The sequence below is a fragment of the Pseudoalteromonas phenolica genome (assembly GCF_005876835.1).
Taxonomy (GTDB): domain Bacteria; phylum Pseudomonadota; class Gammaproteobacteria; order Enterobacterales; family Alteromonadaceae; genus Pseudoalteromonas; species Pseudoalteromonas phenolica_B.
Window position 1 is genome coordinate 171,446 of record NZ_PPSW01000001.1, and the last position, 20,700, is coordinate 192,145.

A 20,700-nucleotide genomic window follows, 5' to 3' on the forward strand; every position below is an offset into this window, starting at 1 on the left:
TTATCACGCGATTATAACGCCACCTATTGATTTATAAAACGTTAACTTGGCAAATTAGACTAAAAACTGATTATTTTTTGCGTTAACGCAATTTTAGCCTCTGACTTAAAGCGAATTAAGCTAACTCTACAAGCTTAGTCATGGCTTTTTGAATGCCTGCAGATGCCTCTGAAATAGATTGAGCAAGCATATAAGCTGGCGTACTAATTACCTTTTGAGCTTCATCAATAACTATGTCATCAACTGCACAGTTAATATGTTCAGCACCTAATGCAGACATAGCAGCGGCAGCGTCTGCGTCATTGCCAATGGTGGCTTTGATGCCTTTAGCATGTATATGGCCAACCAATGCCGGGGCGATACAGATATAAGCGATAGGTTTCTTTTGCTGATTAAATGCTTCACAAGCAGTTTTTAAAGCTGCAAGAATCGTTGAGTCACCGCCTTTAAACGCAAAGTCACTTAAGTTTTTCGCCACGCCAAAACCACCAGGGATCGCGAGTGCATCAAAGTCATTTGCGTTAAGCGTCTCAAGGTCATGTATTTCACCTCTCGCAATCCGTGCAGCTTCTATAAGTACGTTGCGCTTTTGGTCCATTTCCTCGCCATTAAGATGATTAACCACATGGTGTTGATCAATATTTGGTGCGAAGCATTGGTAACTTGCCCCTGCTATTTCTAAATGCAACATAGTTAGAACAGACTCATGGATCTCGGCACCATCAAACACGCCACAGCCACTTAGTATTATCGCGACTTTCTTCATGGTTTCTCCTTCTTTAAAGTTGATAAACCTATTTATAATGAAAGTAGTGTATGTTCAGATCAAAAAATTATAAAGGATCTTGTTTGATCTCCGATCAAATCTTGGTAGTATGTCCGCCCGCTTTGAAAGAGTGGTAAATAACAATAGTGGCAATGACCGCCAATAAAGTAGCTTTTCCACATTTCGCTTTATATTTCTGTTTAAGCGCAAAATGTTAAACTCCCTTAAAATCAAAGGTTTTAGGGTGTTTTTTTCGATCTTGAAATTTACAACCTGAATATTTACATCTTTATCTACAAAGTTATCCACAGATTGTTCCGCTTCGAATAGGCTTTATCTGGACATAATTACTCGAGTTATCCGTTTGCTTATGGCATCCTTACTGGGTTTTTAAAAGTTCATTTAGGATCCACTAAATTATGTCTCAGATCCCCGAAAATCCTTTGATCTTGGTCGATGGTTCTTCTTATTTATTCCGTGCGTATCATGCTCCACCGCATTTAACCAATTCAAAAGGTGAAGCCACGGGTGCCATCTATGGTGTGATCAATATGTTGAAGAGCCTGGTTAGGCAATTTAACCCGAGCCATATGGTTGTGGTATTTGACGCCAAGGGTCCAACATTTAGAAATGAAATGTACAGCGAATATAAAGCGCACCGCCCACCTATGCCTGATGATCTGCGTACGCAAATTGAACCGATCCATGAGATCATCAAAGCGATGGGTTTACCTTTAGTCAGCATCACAGGCGTTGAGGCCGATGATGTGATTGGTACTTTTGCGCGCATTGCGTCTGAGCAGCAACGTCATGTGTTGATCAGCACCGGCGACAAAGACATGGCCCAGCTCGTGAATGAGCATGTTACATTAATTAACACCATGACTGATACCGTTCTTGATCCACAAGGGGTGGTTGATAAATTTGGTATTGGTCCTGAGCTTATCATTGATTATCTTGCCCTGATGGGTGATAAGGTTGATAACATCCCAGGTGTACCAGGTGTGGGTGAAAAAACGGCATTGGCTATGCTGCAAGGCATTGGTTCTATTAAGTCACTCTATGAAAGACTGGATGACATTGCGGGTCTTGGTTTCCGTGGCTCTAAAACCATGTCCAAAAAGCTAGAAGAACATAAAGCGCAGCTAGAGCTGTCTTATGAATTAGCGACCATTAAACTAGACGTTGAAGTAGAGCAAAACCTAGAGACTTTCGCGATTGCCGATATGAATAAAGATCGTTTGATCGAACTTTATGGGCAATGTGAATTTAAGCGTTGGCTCAGTGAATTACTCGACGGTAAAGAAGCGCCTAAAACAGCAGCAGAGCAAGCACAGCCTGAAGCGAAAAAAATCGAAGCGCATTACGAGACCATATTAACTGAATCACAGTTAACTGTATGGGTCGAAAAGCTTAAAAGTGCTGAGCTTATGGCATTTGATACAGAAACGACTAGCTTAGACTATATGCAAGCTGATTTAGTTGGTATGAGCTTTGCGGTGACAGAAGGTGAAGCTGCTTACTTACCTATTGCGCATGATTACATGGGCGCACCGGAGCAACTTTCGAAAGAGTTAGTATTCGAGGTATTAGGACCAATCCTGGCTGACGACAGTGTGAAAAAAGTGGGCCAGAACCTTAAATACGATAAAAGCGTATTAGCTAGAGCTGGTTTAGAACTCAATGGTATTGCTTTTGATACTATGCTTGAGTCTTATGTCTTTAATAGTGTGGGCACACGTCATGATATGGACTCATTGGCATTAAAATACTTAGGCCATAAGAATATCAGCTTTGAAGAAATTGCCGGTAAAGGCAAAGCGCAACTGACATTTAATCAAATTGAGTTAGAGAAAGCTGCACCTTACGCCGCAGAAGACGCTGACATCACATTGCGTCTGCATAACCAACTATGGCCTATGCTGAAAGCGCAATCAGAGCTGCTCCCTGTATTTAACGACATTGAACTGCCGTTGCTATCTGTGTTATCAGATATCGAACGCACCGGTGTGAAAATTGATAGCCAAATGTTGGCCGAGCAAAGTGTCGAAATCGCTGCGCGCCTGACTGAACTTGAAAAAGAAGCGTACGAGATTGCAGGGGAAGAATTTAACTTAAGTTCGACTAAGCAACTACAAGCGATCTTATTCGATAAGCTTGGCTTGCCGGTATTGAAGAAAACCCCTAAAGGTGCCCCTTCAACGGCTGAAGAAGTACTGCAAGAATTAGCACATGATTATCCGTTGCCGAAACTTATCATTGAACATCGTGGTTTAGCTAAGCTTAAGTCTACTTATACTGAGAAGCTGCCTAAGCTTGTGAACCCTGAAACGGGTCGTGTGCATACCTCTTATCATCAGGCTGTGACTGCAACAGGCCGTCTAAGCTCAAGCGATCCAAACTTACAGAATATTCCAATTCGTAACGAAGCCGGTCGTCGTATTCGTCAGGCATTTATTGCCGATGAAGGGCACGTGATCTTGGCGGCGGACTACAGCCAGATTGAATTGCGTATTATGGCGCACTTGTCACAAGATGCCGGTTTATTGAAAGCATTCGCTGAAGGTAAAGACGTTCACAGTGCAACGGCTTCAGAAGTATTCGGTGTTCCGCTTGAAGAAGTCACCTCGGATATGCGTCGTAAAGCAAAAGCGGTTAACTTTGGTTTGATCTACGGTATGAGTGCGTTTGGTTTAGCGCGTCAGCTCGACATTCCACGTAATGAAGCACAGCATTATATGGATAAGTATTTTGAGCGCTTCCCGGGTGTACTTGAATATATGGAGCGTACGCGCGAAGAAGCGGCTGAAAAAGGGTATGTCGAAACGCTATTTGGCCGTCGCTTGCATTTGCCAGATATCAAGGCAAGAAATGGTGCGCGTCGCAAGGCGGCAGAACGCGCAGCGATCAATGCACCAATGCAAGGCACCGCCGCTGATATCATCAAAAAAGCCATGCTGAAAGTGGCGGATTGGCTCGCTACACAAACGACTAATGACATCAAACTGCTGATGCAAGTACACGATGAATTAGTATTTGAAATAGCGAAAGATAAAGTAGAAGCGTTTAGCGAACGCATTTGTTCTTTAATGAGCGAAGCGGCTAATTTAGATGTGCCATTGTTAGTTGAAGCTGATTACGGCGACAACTGGGAACAAGCACACTAATTAGCTTGCTAGAACTTTAAAAAAGAGGCTTTATGCCTCTTTTTTTATGTCTGCAGAAAATAGAGTAATTAAGTTAATACACAGGAGCAGCAAGGCTCACAAAGCAGATAAAGTAAAAAAAGCGTAAACTTAGACAATAGAATGTTTAAAAAATATCAAATTGGCCTAAGTTTTGCTTTTTGGCATTTATTTTTTTGTATCCATTTGTTACAGTGCGCGCGTCCTCATCCTGTAGGACATCCTGTTGATGATGTATCTCTCGCAAGAAGATACAGAGTATTGATAGCTTCTCCCCAGAATTGCTATAGCGGCCCTCCTAGTTTTCGAGGGCCGTTTTTTTCTTCACTGCTTTTATTCTTTTTAATTCCTTCATAATTCCTCGACAGTTACACTGTACTTTTCTGACATTAATACCAATCCGCACTAACACTTAATCATTTTGAGGGATTTAAACCTGATGATAGCTGCGTTAAAGATTTCTCATTTAGAACAACTAAATAACGAAATATTTGCCTTGCCTACATGGATGTAGGTACCTCAGCGATAGCAGGACGCGTGAGCGGTGCTACCAACAAGGTTTTCTTGCCTCAAAATAGACCACTTGGTTAAGCGGATTGGTATAATTCAATTTTTGCGAAATCGGTTTTTAAATTTATACCGTAATGGCTAACAAATAATTTTAGATAGGACTCGTCATGCTTAAACCTTTACTTCTTTCTCTGTCTTTACTGTCGACTCACGCATTTGCCACCTGGCAATTAGATAATGATGCAAGCCAACTAAGCTTCACTTCGATTAAGAAAAACAGCATTGCTGAAAACCATCATTTTGAACAACTTGCAGCGCAGATAGATGACAATCAATTAAGCATGGTGATTGAGCTGGCTAGTATTGAGTCGCTGATCCCTATTCGTAATGAGCGCATGCAAAAGATGTTGTTTAATGTCGCGCAATTTCCTAAAGCTGTGATTGAAGCCGATTTAGCGCCGTATTTAGGTAGCTTAAAACTAGGCCATCAGGTACTAAAATCAGTACCGGTGACACTTAATCTGCATGGCCAAAAGCAACAGCTCATGTTAGATCTTGCGGTTGTGCAAACGGCAAGGCAATTAATCGTTAGCCCGACAAAAGCAGCTTTAGTGAATGCCGCTGATTATAAACTTGAACAGGGTATCGAAGCGCTGCGTAAAATTGCAGGGCTAGACAGCATTGCGCAATCTGTGCCTGTGACCTTTAATTTGGTATTTAACCAGCAAGACTTTTAGTTACCCCGGGAACCGGTTAGTTAGAAATGCAAAGTCTGAATGAATTACAAGCGGCGTTACTGACGCCGCACGCTCCAACCGAAAAGTGGCCACAACAAACTTGCAGTAGCGGTGATATTCGCATTGATAAAGAAGGGCGTTGGTACTACCAAGACTCCGAGATTAAAAGGCAAGCACTTTGCCGGTTATTTGCCAGTGTATTGCAGTGTCAGGACGGGGTTTATACCGTTACAACACCTGCAGAGCAGTGTGAGGTTGATGTAGAAGATGTGCCATTTATCATTGTTGGTTGGCGAGTAATAAGTTCAGAGCAAGGTAATGTGATTGTTTGCCAAGATAATCTTGAACGAGAATGGCCAATATTGGGTGAGTTTGAAATCGAAACTCGTTTATATCAAGGGCAAGAAGTGCCTTACTTAAAGTTGAACTATGGCTTGGCGGCAAGGGTAAATAGGGTGGTTTATTATCAGTGGGCAGAAAGCGCTGAGCAAGATGGCAAAGGTCTCTATCTTAACTCAGCGGGGCAGTCATATTACCTGACTTAACGTACTTATTTAGAGTCTGGCTGTGCTGGCTCTGACTCTGTTTCAACGTCATCTTCAGGCTTATAAGGGCCTAAGTACCAGTCATCAAGTTTCCAAGCTAGCTCTTTTAAGCCAATGCCTTTCAATGAAGAGAAAGCACATACGGTAATGTCTGCGTCGAGTTCAGCTAATTTCTTTTTAACCTGAAGCACTTCAGCTTTACGCTTACCTTGCTTTAATTTATCTGCTTTGGTTAATAGCGCTAATACAGGGATTTCTGAATCGACCGCCCAGTTAATTAAATCCATATCCAGATCTTTAAGTGGGTGGCGAATATCCATTAGGACAACGATGCCTTTTAGACTCTTACGCTTTTGTAAGTATTCGCCCAGCGCGCGTTGCCACTTTTTCTTCATCTCTAGGGGAACTTTGGCAAAGCCATAACCCGGTAAATCGATTAAACGCTTATCTTCATCTAACTCGAAGGTATTAATAAGTTGCGTACGACCCGGGGTCTTACTGGTTCTTGCTAGCTTTTGATCGGTTAGTGCATTTAATGCACTTGATTTACCCGCGTTCGAACGGCCAGCAAATGCGACCTCAATACCAGAATCAATTGGTAGACGGCTGATATCTGGTGCACTGGTAATAAATGTGGCTGTTTGGTATTTCATACGTGACTTGATCACGGGCTCTCCTGACAGATTGAAGATATTAATTAGACTATTTTATACCAGTTAGTTATTTGGCAAAAGCAAGCATTTACAGATGATTTCAGTGTGAAATGACTTTTTTATTGATTTTTAAAATTAATCTAGGTCAAAACCCTATAATTTATAAGTCTAATATGAGTAGAAAACGTGCCAGAAAAATTTAAATCGTGTAGAATAGCCAACTAGCAAAGTAAAAATAGCATTGATTTTTCCCTAGCAACCCTGAAAATAGGTGTTTCAATCGCTAGGTATTAATTACAGGGTCGGAAACAGAGAATTTACCATGAAAAAAATAGCATTAACTTTAACGATGTTGCTTGGTAGCTTGTCAGCGAGCAACGCACTAGCATTTGATGGCGATGCCGAAGCAGGCAAAGCGAAGGCTGCTACTTGTGCCGCGTGTCATGGTCCAGATGGCAACGCACCTGTAAACATTTATCCAAAAATTGCAGGTCAGCACGCTGACTATATTTATAAGCAGTTAAAAGAGTTTAAGCTAGGTATGACGTCTGGTGGTAAAGAAGGTCGTATGGATCCTGTAATGAGTGGTATGGCTATGCCGCTTTCAGATCAAGATATGAAAGACCTATCTGCTTATTTCGCTTCTCTAACTATGAGTGCAGGTACAACACCTGAAGACGTAGTTGAAGTAGGTAAAAAGTTATACATGGCTGGTGATGCTGAGCGCGGTATTCCTTCATGTGCAGCGTGTCACGGTCCACGTGGTAACGGTACATCACTTGCTAAGTTCCCGAAAATTTCTTTCCAACATCCTGAATATATCAAAGCGCAGCTTGAGAAGTTCCGTGATGGTTCACGTAACAATGACATGAATGGCATGATGCGTGATATCGCGAAGAAATTAACAGATAAAGATATTGAAGTACTTTCTAAGTACTTAGGTGGCTTACACTAATCGCTAAGCTACTAAAGTAGTATAGTTTAGTTATCTTTCTGATAATAAACTATATATTAGTCAAAAGGCAGCCTTGGCTGCCTTTTTTGATCCTCGAATACCTGTTAGATAATTCCCATTCAATTTGTAAGACATTTGCCATAGATGCGTGTAAGTTATTGCTTAAATTTATCGATTAAATAAGTGTAAGTTATTGTTTTTATTTTGATCACATAAGGCTGATTCAGATCTTTTCAAAAAAAAGGTTATTAACCAGTTGTAACAAAATCATTAAGGAGTAGATTACTACGTGTTGCCAAGACAACAAAACAAAATGGAAACATCGCAACTGGAAGCGTAGGCAGCAATAGTTAGTACTAACTTGGTACTCTATGGATGAACAAGAAAGCGTTAGGAAGACCGAAAATAAAAAATAGTCTCATGGAAGTATAAAATAAAAACAATATGGACTATGTACGGAAGCACTAATAAAAATACGGATAGTAAATAAAAATAATAATAAGGCTTAAAAAAGTCGAAGGGAGAAGTGTCCAAGTTTGTGACGCTCAGATTAGATAGGCGGTAGAGAGTAATCTCTGCCGCCTTTTTATTTGTGCCGCGGTGCTTTGCTGGTACAATAGCCGACCAATTTCAAAGTCGGTATCTTATTTATCATGTCAGTATGTGGTTTATGTGGCTCAGATGAGTTACAGCCTTATCACCAAGATAAACGTCGCCGTTATTTACAATGTACGCAGTGTGCACTTGTGATTGTTGACGAGCGAGATCGTTTATCTCCTGAAGATGAAAAAGCCATCTACGATACTCACGAAAATAGCTTACATGATGAAGGTTATCGTCGCTTTTTATCTCGTGCTTTTGAGCCGACAATAAAAAGAGTACCTTCATACAGCAAGGGCTTAGACTTTGGTTGTGGGCCTGGGCCTTTATTGGCTGAAATGTTCAAAGAAGTAGGCTTTGAAATGGCTTGTTTTGATTTGTTCTATGCAAACAAGCCTGAAGTGCTGACTAAAACGTATGACTTCATAACGTGCACAGAAGTGATTGAGCATCTATCTCAGCCCGGAGAGGTGTTAGCAAAATTGTTGTCACTGCTCGACGCTGGCGGTCCTTTGGTATTGATGACTAAACTGATTATTGATCAAAATCGTTTTGCTCAATGGCACTATAAAAATGATTTAACCCATATCGCATTCTTTAGCCGTGAAACATTTGACTATGTCGCGGCGCGCTTTGACTGTCAGGTTGAATTTATCGGCAATGACGTCATTGTATTAACTAAGTCGAAAAAGTAACGACAGAGAAGATTTATGACTAGAAAGAAAAAATCACGTAAGGTAGCTCAAACGGGTACCCCGCGTTTAAGTAAAGAAAAGCTATTAGAGCTACGCGCTCTAAAAGATCAGCGCAAGAAAAAGTCTAAGGGCGCCAAAGCTGGGTCGCGTAATGCACCAGAGGCGCTTAAAGAAGACAAGCAAGTAACTGCAGGCTCAAGCAATAAAGATAAGCGTTTAGGTAGTAAAAAGCCAATTAGTTTGAAACCAGAAGTGGTAAAGCCTGAATCAGCTGAGCCTAAGATGATGCGTCACTTAAAACCTCAGGTTGAGTTAAAAGAAGTGAAGCCATCACTCACACCTGAGCAAGAGTTAGAGCAGCTAGAGAATGATCCTCGCCTAATGAAGCTACTGGAGCAGCATGAACGTGGTGAGTTGATCACAGGTAAAGATGCTAAGTTCTTCAATCGCTCAGTAGCACGCCACCAAGAGCTGTGTGAGCTACTCGGTATTGATGATGAGTTTGAAGAAGATGACATCATTGAAGATGATCCATTAGAGAACTTCATGTCAGACGATTTGGCTAATGAGTGGTTTGATGACGATGATGAAGAGGAAGAGTATAAATAATGGCAACTGAGTGGATCATTGCACTGGTTATTGGTGCACTTATTATTGCTGGTTTATCTTTTTATGCAGGTAAGCTGATTTGGCAAGTGAAAGCTCAAAATGAACTCATTGCCAAAAAGCGCGCAGAGCATGAAGCTGAGCAAAAGAAAAAGCGTCAAGAGCGTAATGCCAAGCTTGCTGACAGTATTAATCTCATTGCTAAAGCTATGAATCAAAAGCAATGTGAGTATTCTGAAGGGTGTTTGCGTATATGGGTTCTTATTTCTCAATATGGCTTTGAGAAAGAAGTTAACCTAGAAGAAACTTACCCGGGCATTCATCAAATGTATGAAGTGGTAAAAGACATGCCGACGCACGATGCACGTAAGAAGTACTCTAAAAAAGAAATCTTCAAAATGGACACTGAGCGCTGGCGTGCTGAAGAACGTCTTGAGAAAGATATTCTTAAAGATTGTGAGCAACTGGTTAGCGAGTTTCAACCCTTACCTGGTAGTGAAAACGTGGTATTTCAGTAATCACTTAAAAAGTAAAAGAAACGCGACCAAGGTCGCGTTTTTTGTGCCTCTAAGTGTAATGACATAAAGCAACGATGACGTTAAAATCAAAGAAAAAATAAAAGCATAAATATGGATCATTTAACTCGCGTTTATCATTTTCGTTATCTTCGACAGTTGCTTGAGGTGAAGCGCTTTTTAAAAGTTAACCCCAGTCTTTTGCCTGCTGTCATTTACTTGGTTTCAAGTGGTGCGGGTCTGTACTATCTGACGTGTTTGTTGTCTCACTTTGGTTTTGATGGGCTAAAACACATTGGGCTCGGTGACTTTCTTACGATTATTTTTTCAAGCTTTTGGTTACTCGGAGCATTTGTTGCCTTTTTGCTGCTATTCGCCTTCTTTATACCCATAGATCGCGCTTCTTCAAGAATTCAATTTTTATCTATTGGTAAACTTATGAGTGCCATGAATCGGCCATTTTTAAAGATCCCCGTTTTATATGGCTTTAGCTCTTCAGTCATCGCGATTTTTTTTAGTGCAAATATTTTGGCAGAGAGTCGAGCTAGCACCATCAAACATACAAAGTCAGATTTAGTCGAAGTCAGTTTTAACTACCCGGTAAATTGGCTGGGTAAAACGATCACAAAATTAAATAAAGTAAAAGTGGTCGCCAGTACAAGCCGGTATGTGTTTATTTACCACCCTGATACGAAAAAATCGGTAGTAGTCCCTCTGGGAAATATCGCCACTATTTTTAATGTAAAGCGGGGGGATGAATGAATCGTATCACAACTGATGAAGCATATTTCGCTTGGTTTAAATCTTCGTTAGAAAAAAGCAAAGCTTTTTTTTATGAGCATCCCAGTGTGTTTTTGTCCACAACTTATCTGGCGCTCAGTTTCTCAGGTTTGATTTATCTCTATGTACTTGGTCGTGGCGTTGGCGTGGACATTATTAAATACCTAGAGCTTGTGGACTTTATTATGGCTTTTCTAGCGACACCAACCATTTTGTATTCAAGTGTTGTGGCAATAATCACCTCGCTCATTACGGCGTTGCTGATAAAGCGCCATAACAAAAAGCAAGTTAAGTCAGAAGTACATACAGAAGGTTGGAAAAGTTGGATAGAAACTTACCGCATGTACTACAAGATAAACCCTCTTTACTTGATTTCATGTATGATTTTACTCTTACCAAGTGCTTATTCAATCGTAGTCGCTGATTTGGATGCAGAGCGAATTCTTTTGGGTGAAGGAAAAACATATCAGGTTGATTTGGTCAATCCAGTATCAATTTCTGAGCAACCCAAGCTTCGTTTTGACCATTTAAAGTTAGTCACAGAAACTGAGCGGTTTAGCTTCTTTTATTCTGTAGAGTTAAAGCAAGTTTTGTTGATTACTCGCGATAATATTGCCAGTGTGCAGCTTGCTAGTCAGGGCTATGATAACTAGTCAAAGTTTAAAGTTGCCTTTTAGATGGACTTTGTTTCCTGCATGGAGTCTATCTAAAAGAGGCAGTGTCAGCTGCGTTTAAGGTTAAAAACAGCAAATACAGCCCTGACACAAAGTAGGTGCTACGAGGGTATAAAAACTTTTTCTGGGGTAGGCTTAACCAAACGTTTAAGCTAGCAGTTATATCGACGCAATCAATACCTACTCAGCTATATTTATGAAGCTAATATGTTCATTTTTGTTGGTATGATTAGAGGCTTATATGAGTCAACGAGTGCTCATTAGACATTTCTTCAGCAAGGCGCTTTTCTTAACAGTATGCTCAGCCGTTAATTTTAAACTTACCCAAATTAAGCAGGCCAATATACTGTATTTCAGGCACAAAAAAACGCCCAACGAGGGGCGCTTTTGATAAAGGAATTGGTTGTGCTAATTAGCCGCGAGGACCAGCTTGCTTAATCGCTTCTGATACATCGTACTTCTCAAAGTTAGCTTGGAAGTCAGTTGCTAATTTAGCTGCGTACTCAGCGTACTTCTCTTTATCTTCCCAAGTATTGATTGGGTTAAGAAGTTCAGTTGCAACACCAGGTACTGCTACTGGTACGTCTAGGTTTAGTGACTCGATGTGTTGAGTTTCAACATCAGCAAGGTTACCAGATACGATTGCATCAACAACAGCACGTGTTGTAGGGATGTCAAAACGCTTACCAATGCCGTAAGGACCACCAGTCCAACCTGTGTTAACTAGGTATACTTTCGCGCCAAACTCACGTACACGCTTCATTAGAAGCTCTGCGTAAACGCCAGCTGGACGTGGGAAGAATGGTGCGCCGAAACAAGTTGAGAACGTTGACTCGATATCAGACGTTGAACCGATTTCAGTTGAACCAACTTTCGCAGTGTAACCACTTAGGAAGTGGTAAGCCGCTGCTTCTTCAGAAAGTACAGATACTGGAGGTAGTACACCACTTACGTCACATGTTAAGAATACAACTGCTTTAGGCTCACCAGCACGGTTTTCAACTTTACGCTTTTCAACGTGCTCTAGTGGATAAGCTGCACGCGTGTTTTGCGTTAGGCTTGTGTCGTTAAAGTCTGGTACACGATTTTCATCTAGTACTACGTTTTCTAGAATTGTACCGAACTTAATTGCGTTCCAGATAACTGGCTCGTTCTTTTGCGAAAGGTCGATACATTTAGCGTAACAACCGCCTTCGATGTTAAATACGCTGCCTGGTGCCCAACCGTGCTCGTCATCACCGATAAGGAAGCGTGTTGGATCTGCCGATAAAGTTGTTTTACCAGTGCCAGAAAGACCGAAGAATAATGCTGTGTCGCCAGCTTCACCAACGTTTGCACTACAGTGCATTGGTAAAACACCTTTTGCAGGAAGTAGGAAGTTCTGAACAGAGAACATCGACTTCTTCATTTCACCGGCGTAATGCATACCTGCCAGTAGTACTTTGCGCTGTGCAAAGTTGATAATAACTGTACCATCGCTGTTTGTGCCATCACGCTCAGGATCACATACAAATGAAGGTACATTTAGGATCTGCCACTGAGGTAAATCTGATGCATTGTATGATTTAGGTTCAATAAACATGTTCTTAGCGAAGATGTGGTGCCACGCTGTCTCAGTTGTTACAACAACTGGTAGGTAGTGTTCAGGATCTGCGCCAACTTCTAGGTGAGAGACGAAGTGGTCATTTTCCTGTACGTGTGCTTCTACACGTGCCCATAGCGCATCAAACTTTTCAGCATCGAAAGGACGGTTAACATTGCCCCATTGGATTTCAGTTTCGGTGCTTGGCTCTTTAACGATAAAACGATCACTTGGTGAACGACCTGTACGACGGCCAGTTTTAGCTACGAAAGCTCCATTTGCGGCTAAAGTCCCTTCGCCACGGCTAATTGCGTGTTCGACAAGTTCAGCTGCAGTTAAATCGACAAAACGAGTAGCGCTTGATGTCATGTTATTACCTAAATGTGAGAATTGAACGGGATAGCTCTGAGTTCTTAATACTCTTAAGCTGAAATTATAGTAACAGATGAAATTGAGATATTCGAGCCTTTGGAAGGGTTAAAAAGGCATAAATTTGGTAAAAAACTTGAATAATTTCAATGATACCGGTGTCATAAAAAAGCCATTTAAAATGACACCGGTATCATTTTTTAGACATAAAAAAGCCGTCGTTTTGACGGCTTTTTAGCTTATGCTGAGTCAATACTACTTTTAGTTAAAAATAGCCTTGATATCTTGTTCATCAAATCGGTAATTTTTCAGGCAATAATGACAACTGATATTTACTTCACCGTCTTCTGCCACTTGAGCCAGTAATTCATCTTGACCTACATTCACCAAAGCATTAATGGTTTTATCTCGGCTACAGCCACAAACAAAGTTCAGCTCTTGCGGTTCGAACAATTGTGGATTGTCTTCATGGTAAAGGCGAGTTAATACCGTTTGAGCATCTAGATCGAGTAACTCTTCATCTTTAATGGTGTTACTAAGCGCTTCTAGGTGGGTGAAGTCTTGTTGTGACTTTTCTTTGTTCACAGGTAAAACCTGTAAAAACAGGCCTGCAGCTTTGAGTTGCTCACCCGAAGTGCGTGTCGCAAACCACAAACGGGTCTTTAATTGCTCAGACTGTTCAAAATAGCCTTCTAAACACGCCGCTAAATTATCTGAGGTTAAAGGCACAATGCCTTGGTAGCGTTCACCTTTAGTTGGGCTGATAGTGATAACCATATAACCCTTGCCCATTAGGTCCTGAATACTGTTACCCGTTACTTCGCCTTGTAAGCGTGCAATACCGCGCATATTTTGATTGTGGTCACCGTTTATCACCGCATATTTAACTGGGCCATCACCTTGCAGTTGCACTGCGATATCGCCTTCAAACTTTAAAGTGGCGGTCAGTAGGCTGGTTGCGACTAGTAACTCACCTAATAATTGCTTTACAGGCTCAGGGTAGTCGTGTTCACCGATAATGTCTTTAAATGTTTGTTCGATTTGTACCAGCTCACCACGAACGTCTAACTGATCAAAAATGTAACGGTGTAATAAATCTGATTGCATTTATAAAATCCTAGCTTGATTTTAACTTTAGTAATTCGCGACGTTGCTTTTTATCCGGTTTAGTTTCCGGGCGCGGCGCAAAAAAGCTGTTGTTCTTTCTAGCGATGGCGTTTTGCTCTCGCTTTTCTATACTATGCTCAGCTTCTTCATATAATAGCTGAGCAAGTGGCGCGGCCTGACGCTTGTCATAGACCTTCAAAATCGTCACTTCCTTTTCCTCATAACCCTGAGCAAGGTTGACAGTCGCACCAATTTCAACCGTTTTACTGGGTTTACAGCGCTGACCGTTATAGTGTACTTTACCACCTTGGATCATTTCTCGAGCAATACTGCGGGTTTTATAAAAACGCGCTGCCCAAAGCCACTTATCTAAGCGAACCGCTTCTATTTGGCTGTTTTGTTCAGAGGATTGTTTTTTCACAACGAGAATACCATCAAGGATTGAGGGATTTGTGAGGTGAAATTTATCATATATTCAGGCCCAACAAAAGCGGGCGCTGTTCACCCTTCCTTCAATATAATGTGGGTAATCTCACGTAATACAAGTGTCACAAAGTTTCACATTTGTACGCTTGTTGAATTAATTTCGTCGCGGTACACTTGGCCGTTCAACAGAATAAGAAAAAGTCTCATATGGAATTACAATTACAACAGTTAACGAGCATATTTCAGAAGTTGCCGCATGCCAAACTCAGTCGTTTGGTGGTAGTACTGACTGTTGTTTATATTGCTTATTTGTGCGCACAGTTAGTTTGGCTGTTTTGGCCACAACCACAAAGCGCGAACTTAGCACCGCTTTCAAGTTCAGTAAGCAGTAAAACCAATAACGTCAACACGCAAGCTATTATTCAGCAAAACCTATTTGGTGTTGCTAATGAGAAACCAAAAGCCCCCCCTAAGCCTGTCGCACGTGTTTCTGATGCGCCTAAAACAACGTTAAATGTGAAACTTACCGGTATTGTTGCTGTCAGTTTAAATGATACTGCTGGCTTGGCGATTATCGAATCACAGGGGCGACAAGAAACGTACGAAGTAAAAGATGCCATCACTGGTACGCGCGCAAAATTAGCACAAGTATTGCCTGATCGAGTCTTGCTAGATGTAAATGGCCGTTTTGAAACGCTCATGCTTGATGGTCTTGCTTACACAAAACAAGTGGCTATGCCGGTGTCGGGCCCACGTGAAGTGCGTGACACACAGAGAAAGCCAAGCATCGATCGCTCTGAGTTGGCACAGCGTCGCCAAGAGTTACTAAGAGAGCCAGGTAAGTTACTCGATTACATCAGAATCTCTCAGGCTCGTAGAAACGGTGAGTTAATAGGTTATCGTTTAAGCCCAGGAAAAGATCCTGAGCTATTTAAAAAAATGGGCTTAAAGAATAATGATTTGGCCATTGCAATCAATGGTTATCAACTAACGGATATGAGACAGGCAATGACTGCAATGCAAGAGCTCAGAGAAGCCACTGATGCCACAATTAGCATTGAACGAGACGGTCGAGTGATCGACGTACAATTCAGCCTGTAAGCACAATTTTTGGAGTTAATAATAATGAGAAATAAGCTAGACCTCAGAAAAATCAAAAAAGGGTTAGCTAAGTATGCGGCTCTGATGTTTGCAGCTGGGTTATCGTTATCTGTTTCTGCTGTTGAATACGCAGCAAACTTTAAAGGTACTGATATTAATGAATTTATTAATATTGTTGGTAAAAACCTGAACAAGACCATCATTATCGATCCTAACGTTCGTGGCAATATTAATGTGCGTAGTTACGAGTTGATGGATGAAGCGCTTTACTATCAGTTCTTTTTAAATGTTTTAGAAGTATATGGCTATGCTGTCATTGAGATGGACAGTGGCATCTTAAAAATCTTAAGAAGTTCTGATGGTAAAAAAAGCAGTGTGCCATTGGTAGAAAATAATAATTTTACTTCTGGCGATACATTAGTCACACGCGTTATTCGCGTTAAAAATGTTTCGGTGCAAGAGTTGGGGCCTTTAATTCGTCAATTCAGTGACCAAAAAGATGGTGGTCATGTGACTAACTTTAGTTCCGCTAACGTGATGATGTTGACTGGTCACGCGGCTTCAGTGAATCGCTTAATAGACATTATTGAGTCGGTTGACCAAGCAGGCGATACGTTAGTTGAAATTATTGAATTAAAGCATGCAACTGCTGATGATGTGGTTAAAGTGGTTGAAAGTATTTACAAGTCATCTGGTAAAAACAGTATTCCTGCTTTTTTAATTCCGAAAGTCGTTGCAGATAACCGTACAAACAGTGTCATTGTCAGTGGTGAAGGTCAAGCGCGTTCTAGAGCAGTGGATTTAGTTAAGCGCCTAGATGGTGAGCTAAAAAGCCAAGGTAATACGCAGGTCTTCTATCTTGATTATGCAAAAGCAGAAGATCTTGTAAAAGTACTACAAGGTGTAAGTAAAACGCTGCAAGAAGAAGCGCAAGGCGGTAACAATAAAAGTCGCAGCCGAAACAACAAGAATGAAACTAGCATTGAAGCGCATCCAGATTCAAACTCATTAGTGATCACAGCACAGCCAGATACCATGCGCTCATTGGCATCGGTGATTAAAAAGTTAGATATTCGTCGTGCGCAAGTTTTGGTTGAAGCGATCGTTGTTGAAGTGCTTGAAGGCGATGGTATCAACTTAGGCTTACAATGGATTTCAGAACAAGGCGGCATGCTGCAATTTAATAATGGTAGCAATATTCCAGTTGGTTCATTAGCAGTAGCGGCAGAGCAAGCACGTGATAAAACCATTGAGAAAACTGTAACAGGTAGCGAGACGGGCAATACAACGCCATTTAAAGAAACCAAAGAAGGTGACTTAGGACCATTAGCTGCTTTATTAGGTGGTGTTAATGGTTTAGCGATGGGTATCGTTAAAAATGATTGGGGTGCAATCATTCAGGCTATTTCGACTGATACAAAATCAAATATTCTAGCGACGCCGTCAGTAACTACGATGGATAACGAAGAAGCGTCGATGATTGTTGGTCAAGAAGTGCCAATCATTACCGGTTCGACAACCAGTGGTAATAACTCTAACCCATTCCAAACGGTTGACCGTCAAGAGGTGGGTATAAAGCTTAAAGTTACGCCGCAGATTAATGATGGTACTGCAGTTCAGTTAACCATTGAGCAAGAAGTATCGAGTGTCAGTGGTGCAACCGCGGTTGATATTGCAGTGAATAAGCGTGCAATCAACACCACAGTTATTGCTGACGATGGTGGTATGGTGATCCTTGGCGGTCTAATTGATGAAGACGTGCAAGAAAGTGTGTCTAAAGTACCATTGTTAGGTGATATTCCGATTCTTGGTCACCTATTTAAGTCAACCAGTACAACGAAGCGTAAGCGTAACCTTTTAGTATTCATTCGTCCGACGATCCTTCGTGACAGCCGCAGCATGAACGAATTAAGTCATTCTAAGTATAACTTCATTCGTGGCGAGCAAAATAAGCAGCGCGATGATGGTATCGACTTAATGCCATTCGAAGAGACGCCAGTTTTACCTGAGTGGAATGATGCACTGACATTACCACCAACATATGAGCAGTATTTAAAAGAGCAAAATAAGAAAGAGCGTAAAGATGATTGATACTCACAATCAACTAGAAAGCGAGCATACTGAGTTGCTCACTGACGCGCCAGCAGAGGAGGTAGCGAGAGAGCTATCTCTTAGGTTGCCATTTTCTTATGCGCGTCGTGTAAATATGCTGCTAGCCGAAAAAGAAGACGGCCTTAAAGTTTTCTATACGGGTGATTTAAATGTTGCTCATTTGCTAGAAATTCGTCGAGTAGCAGGGGCTGAATTTAAGCTTGAGCAGTTAGAAGCTGAAAAGTTTGAGTTTATGCTCGAAGAGGCTTATCAGCGTGATAGCTCCGAAACCCAGCAAATGATGGAAGACATTGGCAACGAAGTTGACTTATTTTCGTTAGCTGAAGAGTTACCTCAAACGGAAGACTTATTAGCGGCTGACGATGATGCACCTATCATCAAGTTAATCAATGCCATGCTGAGTGAAGCTATCAAAGATGGAGCTTCTGATATCCACATTGAAACCTTTGAACAAGATTTGGTGATCCGTTTTAGGGTGGATGGTGTTTTAAAAGAAGTTCTAAAGCCTAATAGAAAACTCGCGTCGCTGCTTGTATCACGTATCAAGGTAATGGCTAAGCTCGATATCGCCGAAAAGCGTATCCCGCAAGATGGCCGTATTTCATTACGTATCGCAGGTCGTGCCGTCGATGTGCGTGTATCGACTATGCCGTCGAGCTTTGGTGAACGTGTAGTACTGCGTCTTCTCGATAAAAATAATGCGCGTCTAAACCTAGAAGATTTGGGTATGACAGAACGTAACCGTGAGTTATTCAGCGAGTTAATTGCCAAACCGCACGGTATTATTTTGGTGACCGGCCCAACAGGTTCAGGTAAGAGTACCACTTTGTATGCTGGTATGAGCCAAATTAATTCCAAAGACCGCAATATTCTGACGGTCGAAGACCCAATTGAATATGAAATCCCAGGCATAGGTCAAACTCAGGTCAACCCGAAAGTTGATATGACGTTTGCGCGAGGCCTAAGAGCAATTCTTCGTCAAGACCCTGATGTGGTAATGGTAGGTGAGATCCGAGATTTAGAAACCGGTCAAATTGCAGTTCAGGCATCACTGACGGGTCACTTAGTTATGTCGACCCTACATACCAATACCGCTTCAGGTGCCATTACGCGTATGGAAGATATGGGTGTAGAGCCATTCTTACTGTCTTCTTCTTTATTAGGTGTGTTATCTCAACGTCTAGTCCGTACTTTATGTAGTGATTGTAAAGAACCACATCAAGCCGACGAGCGTGAATGTGAGTTATTAGGTGTGGAGAAAGACAGCAATACAATCATTTACCGTCCAGTAGGTTGTGAGTCATGTAATTACAACGGTTATAAAGGCCGTACAGGTATCCATGAGTTACTGGTTGTTGATGAAGCGGTGCGTGAGCTTATCCACAATGGTAAAGGTGAGCAGGCGGTAGAAAAGTATATTCGTACTTTCAGTCCTAGTATCCGTCAAGATGGGTGTTCTCGAGTTCTGAAAGGACAAACTTCTTTAGAAGAAGTGTTACGCGTAACCCGTGAGGAAGGTTAACCATGGCAGCGTTTGAGTATCGAGCGCTCGATGGTAAGGGCAAAGAAAAGAAAGGTATCTTAGAAGGCGATACCGCGAAACAGATCCGCCAACAACTTCGAGAAAAAGGCATGATGCCTTTAGAAGTTGCGCCGGCTGCTGAAAAAGAAAAGCAGCAATCAGGTGGTGGGTTTAAGCTGTTCACGGGTTATAAGCCCTCAGTCTCTGATATCGCTTTAATCACCCGTCAGTTAGCAACGCTTATCCAGTCATCACTGCCAGTCGAAGCGGCTGTGATGGCAGTGGCAGAGCAGTGTGAGAAACCTCGACTAAAGCGCATGCTGATGTCGGTGCGCTCTAAAGTTGTAGAGGGTTACACATTGGCTGATGGCATGTCAGAGTTTCCTCATGTGTTTGATAACCTATATCGTGCCATGGTGGCAGCAGGTGAAAAGTCAGGCCATTTAGATGAAGTACTTAATCGTCTGGCTGATTACACAGAGCAACGCCAACATATGCGTAGCCAAATCACCCAGGCTATGGTGTATCCAAGTATCCTCGTGGTTTTTGCTATTGGTATTGTGGCGGTCTTACTTGGTACTGTGGTACCAGAAATTTTGAAAACCTTTGAGAAGTCGAAGCAAGCACTACCTTGGACCACTGAATGGGTAATGGCTGCAAGTAACTTTGTACAAGCCTATTGGATGCCAAGTTTTATCGGTATTGTGGCCATAACAATCGGTATCAAACAGGCGCTACTGAAACCCAAAATCCGTTTTTGGTATGACACGCAATTATTACGTCTACCAGGTTTAGGCAAAATTAGCCGTAGTATCAATACGGCACGTTTTGCGCGTACCCTCAGTATTTTGTCTTCGAGTGCCGTGCCTTTATTAGAAGGGATGAAGATTTCAGGTCAGGTACTTGAAAACGAGAAGATTAAATCAGCGGTATCTGAAGCAGCCGTACGAGTCAGTGAAGGTGCTAGCTTAAGAGCGTCTCTCCAGCAAACCAAATTATTCCCACCTATGATGTTGCACATGATCGCCAGTGGTGAAAAATCGGGTGAACTAGAGCAAATGTTGGAGCGAGCAGCTAACAACCAAGATAGAGAATTTGAAACTATGGTCAGCGTATCATTAAAGCTATTAGAGCCGGCAATGATCGCAACCATGGCCATTATTGTGTTGTTTATTGTTATGGCAATTTTGCAACCAATTATGGAAATGAACAAAGCCATCGGCTTATAGTCAAATAAAGAGTTTAAAAATAACAGCTATT

18 protein-coding genes are annotated in these 20,700 nt (G+C 41.7%); 13 read left to right on the forward strand and 5 right to left on the reverse strand.

The features are described 5' to 3' along the window. Positions 1-115 precede the first annotated feature (115 nt). A complete protein-coding gene (gene elbB, locus C1E24_RS00770) occupies positions 116-766 on the reverse strand; it encodes an isoprenoid biosynthesis glyoxalase ElbB (protein ID WP_138477826.1) in 651 nt (216 codons plus the stop codon). 419 nt (positions 767-1,185) lie between these two features. On the opposite strand from elbB, the gene polA reads away from it, so the two are divergent. From polA to C1E24_RS00785, 3 genes are all read left to right on the forward strand, one after another. After that, positions 1,186-3,933, forward strand: coding sequence for a DNA polymerase I (gene polA / locus C1E24_RS00775; RefSeq protein WP_138477828.1), 2,748 nt, complete (start codon positions 1,186-1,188; stop codon positions 3,931-3,933). Positions 3,934-4,628: 695 nt separating this feature from the next. Then, the gene (locus tag C1E24_RS00780) at positions 4,629-5,198 is read left to right on the forward strand and encodes a YceI family protein (RefSeq protein WP_138477830.1); all 570 of its coding nucleotides are present in this window, start codon (positions 4,629-4,631) and stop codon (positions 5,196-5,198) included. Positions 5,199-5,224: 26 nt separating this feature from the next. Continuing rightward, positions 5,225-5,743, forward strand: a complete 519-nt coding sequence (locus C1E24_RS00785) for a DUF1285 domain-containing protein (RefSeq protein WP_138477832.1) — start codon at positions 5,225-5,227, stop codon at positions 5,741-5,743. A gap of 5 nt (positions 5,744-5,748) precedes the next feature. Here the strand turns inward: C1E24_RS00785 and yihA are convergent, their stop codons facing one another. After that, a complete protein-coding gene (gene yihA / locus C1E24_RS00790; RefSeq protein WP_138477834.1) occupies positions 5,749-6,411 on the reverse strand; it encodes a ribosome biogenesis GTP-binding protein YihA/YsxC in 663 nt (220 codons plus the stop codon). A 307-nt stretch (positions 6,412-6,718) separates the two neighbouring features. On the opposite strand from yihA, the gene C1E24_RS00795 reads away from it, so the two are divergent. The 6 genes from C1E24_RS00795 (at position 6,719) to C1E24_RS00820 (ending at position 11,200) form a co-directional block, all read left to right on the forward strand. Beyond that, complete coding sequence (locus C1E24_RS00795) at positions 6,719-7,351, forward strand: c-type cytochrome (RefSeq protein ID WP_058031249.1); 633 nt, start codon at positions 6,719-6,721, stop codon at positions 7,349-7,351. Positions 7,352-8,004: 653 nt separating this feature from the next. Beyond that, positions 8,005-8,646 carry a class I SAM-dependent methyltransferase gene (locus tag C1E24_RS00800; RefSeq protein ID WP_138477836.1) on the forward strand — a complete coding sequence of 214 codons (642 nt, stop codon included), beginning with the start codon at positions 8,005-8,007 and terminating at the stop codon, positions 8,644-8,646. A 15-nt stretch (positions 8,647-8,661) separates the two neighbouring features. Then, positions 8,662-9,255, forward strand: a complete 594-nt coding sequence (gene yihI, locus C1E24_RS00805) for a Der GTPase-activating protein YihI (protein WP_138477838.1) — start codon at positions 8,662-8,664, stop codon at positions 9,253-9,255. Next, the gene (locus tag C1E24_RS00810) at positions 9,255-9,770 is read left to right on the forward strand and encodes a DUF2489 domain-containing protein (protein WP_138477839.1); all 516 of its coding nucleotides are present in this window, start codon (positions 9,255-9,257) and stop codon (positions 9,768-9,770) included. The genes yihI and C1E24_RS00810 overlap by 1 nt, the downstream gene beginning before the upstream one ends. Positions 9,771-9,881: 111 nt before the next feature. Next, positions 9,882-10,529, forward strand: a complete 648-nt coding sequence (locus C1E24_RS00815) for a hypothetical protein (protein ID WP_138477841.1) — start codon at positions 9,882-9,884, stop codon at positions 10,527-10,529. Further along, on the forward strand, positions 10,526-11,200 hold the full coding sequence (locus C1E24_RS00820; protein WP_138477843.1) for a hypothetical protein: 675 nt from the start codon (positions 10,526-10,528) through the stop codon (positions 11,198-11,200). The genes C1E24_RS00815 and C1E24_RS00820 overlap by 4 nt, the downstream gene beginning before the upstream one ends. 433 nt (positions 11,201-11,633) lie before the next feature. Here the strand turns inward: C1E24_RS00820 and C1E24_RS00825 are convergent, their stop codons facing one another. From C1E24_RS00825 to hslR, 3 genes are all read right to left on the reverse strand, one after another. Then, positions 11,634-13,172 carry a phosphoenolpyruvate carboxykinase gene (locus tag C1E24_RS00825; protein ID WP_058031243.1) on the reverse strand — a complete coding sequence of 513 codons (1,539 nt, stop codon included), beginning with the start codon at positions 13,170-13,172 and terminating at the stop codon, positions 11,634-11,636. A gap of 261 nt (positions 13,173-13,433) precedes the next feature. Further along, positions 13,434-14,279, reverse strand: coding sequence for an Hsp33 family molecular chaperone HslO (hslO, locus tag C1E24_RS00830; protein WP_138477845.1), 846 nt, complete (start codon positions 14,277-14,279; stop codon positions 13,434-13,436). Between the two features lie 10 nt (positions 14,280-14,289). Further along, positions 14,290-14,700 carry a ribosome-associated heat shock protein Hsp15 gene (hslR, locus tag C1E24_RS00835; RefSeq protein ID WP_058031241.1) on the reverse strand — a complete coding sequence of 137 codons (411 nt, stop codon included), beginning with the start codon at positions 14,698-14,700 and terminating at the stop codon, positions 14,290-14,292. 212 nt (positions 14,701-14,912) lie between these two features. Between hslR and gspC the strand changes: the two genes are divergently transcribed. Genes gspC through gspF form a run of 4 tightly spaced genes read left to right on the forward strand, consistent with a single transcriptional unit; the run spans position 14,913 to position 20,669 of the window. Then, positions 14,913-15,806, forward strand: coding sequence for a type II secretion system protein GspC (gene gspC / locus C1E24_RS00840; RefSeq protein ID WP_138477846.1), 894 nt, complete (start codon positions 14,913-14,915; stop codon positions 15,804-15,806). Positions 15,807-15,830: 24 nt separating this feature from the next. Then, a complete protein-coding gene (gspD, locus tag C1E24_RS00845) occupies positions 15,831-17,897 on the forward strand; it encodes a type II secretion system secretin GspD (protein WP_138477847.1) in 2,067 nt (688 codons plus the stop codon). Continuing rightward, complete coding sequence (gspE, locus tag C1E24_RS00850; protein ID WP_138477849.1) at positions 17,890-19,440, forward strand: type II secretion system ATPase GspE; 1,551 nt, start codon at positions 17,890-17,892, stop codon at positions 19,438-19,440. Before gspD ends, gspE begins: the two co-directional genes overlap by 8 nt. Positions 19,441-19,442: 2 nt before the next feature. Beyond that, positions 19,443-20,669 (forward strand): type II secretion system inner membrane protein GspF, encoded by a 1,227-nt coding sequence (gene gspF / locus C1E24_RS00855; protein ID WP_138477851.1) that lies wholly within the window; start codon positions 19,443-19,445, stop codon positions 20,667-20,669. Positions 20,670-20,700: the final 31 nt, after the last annotated feature.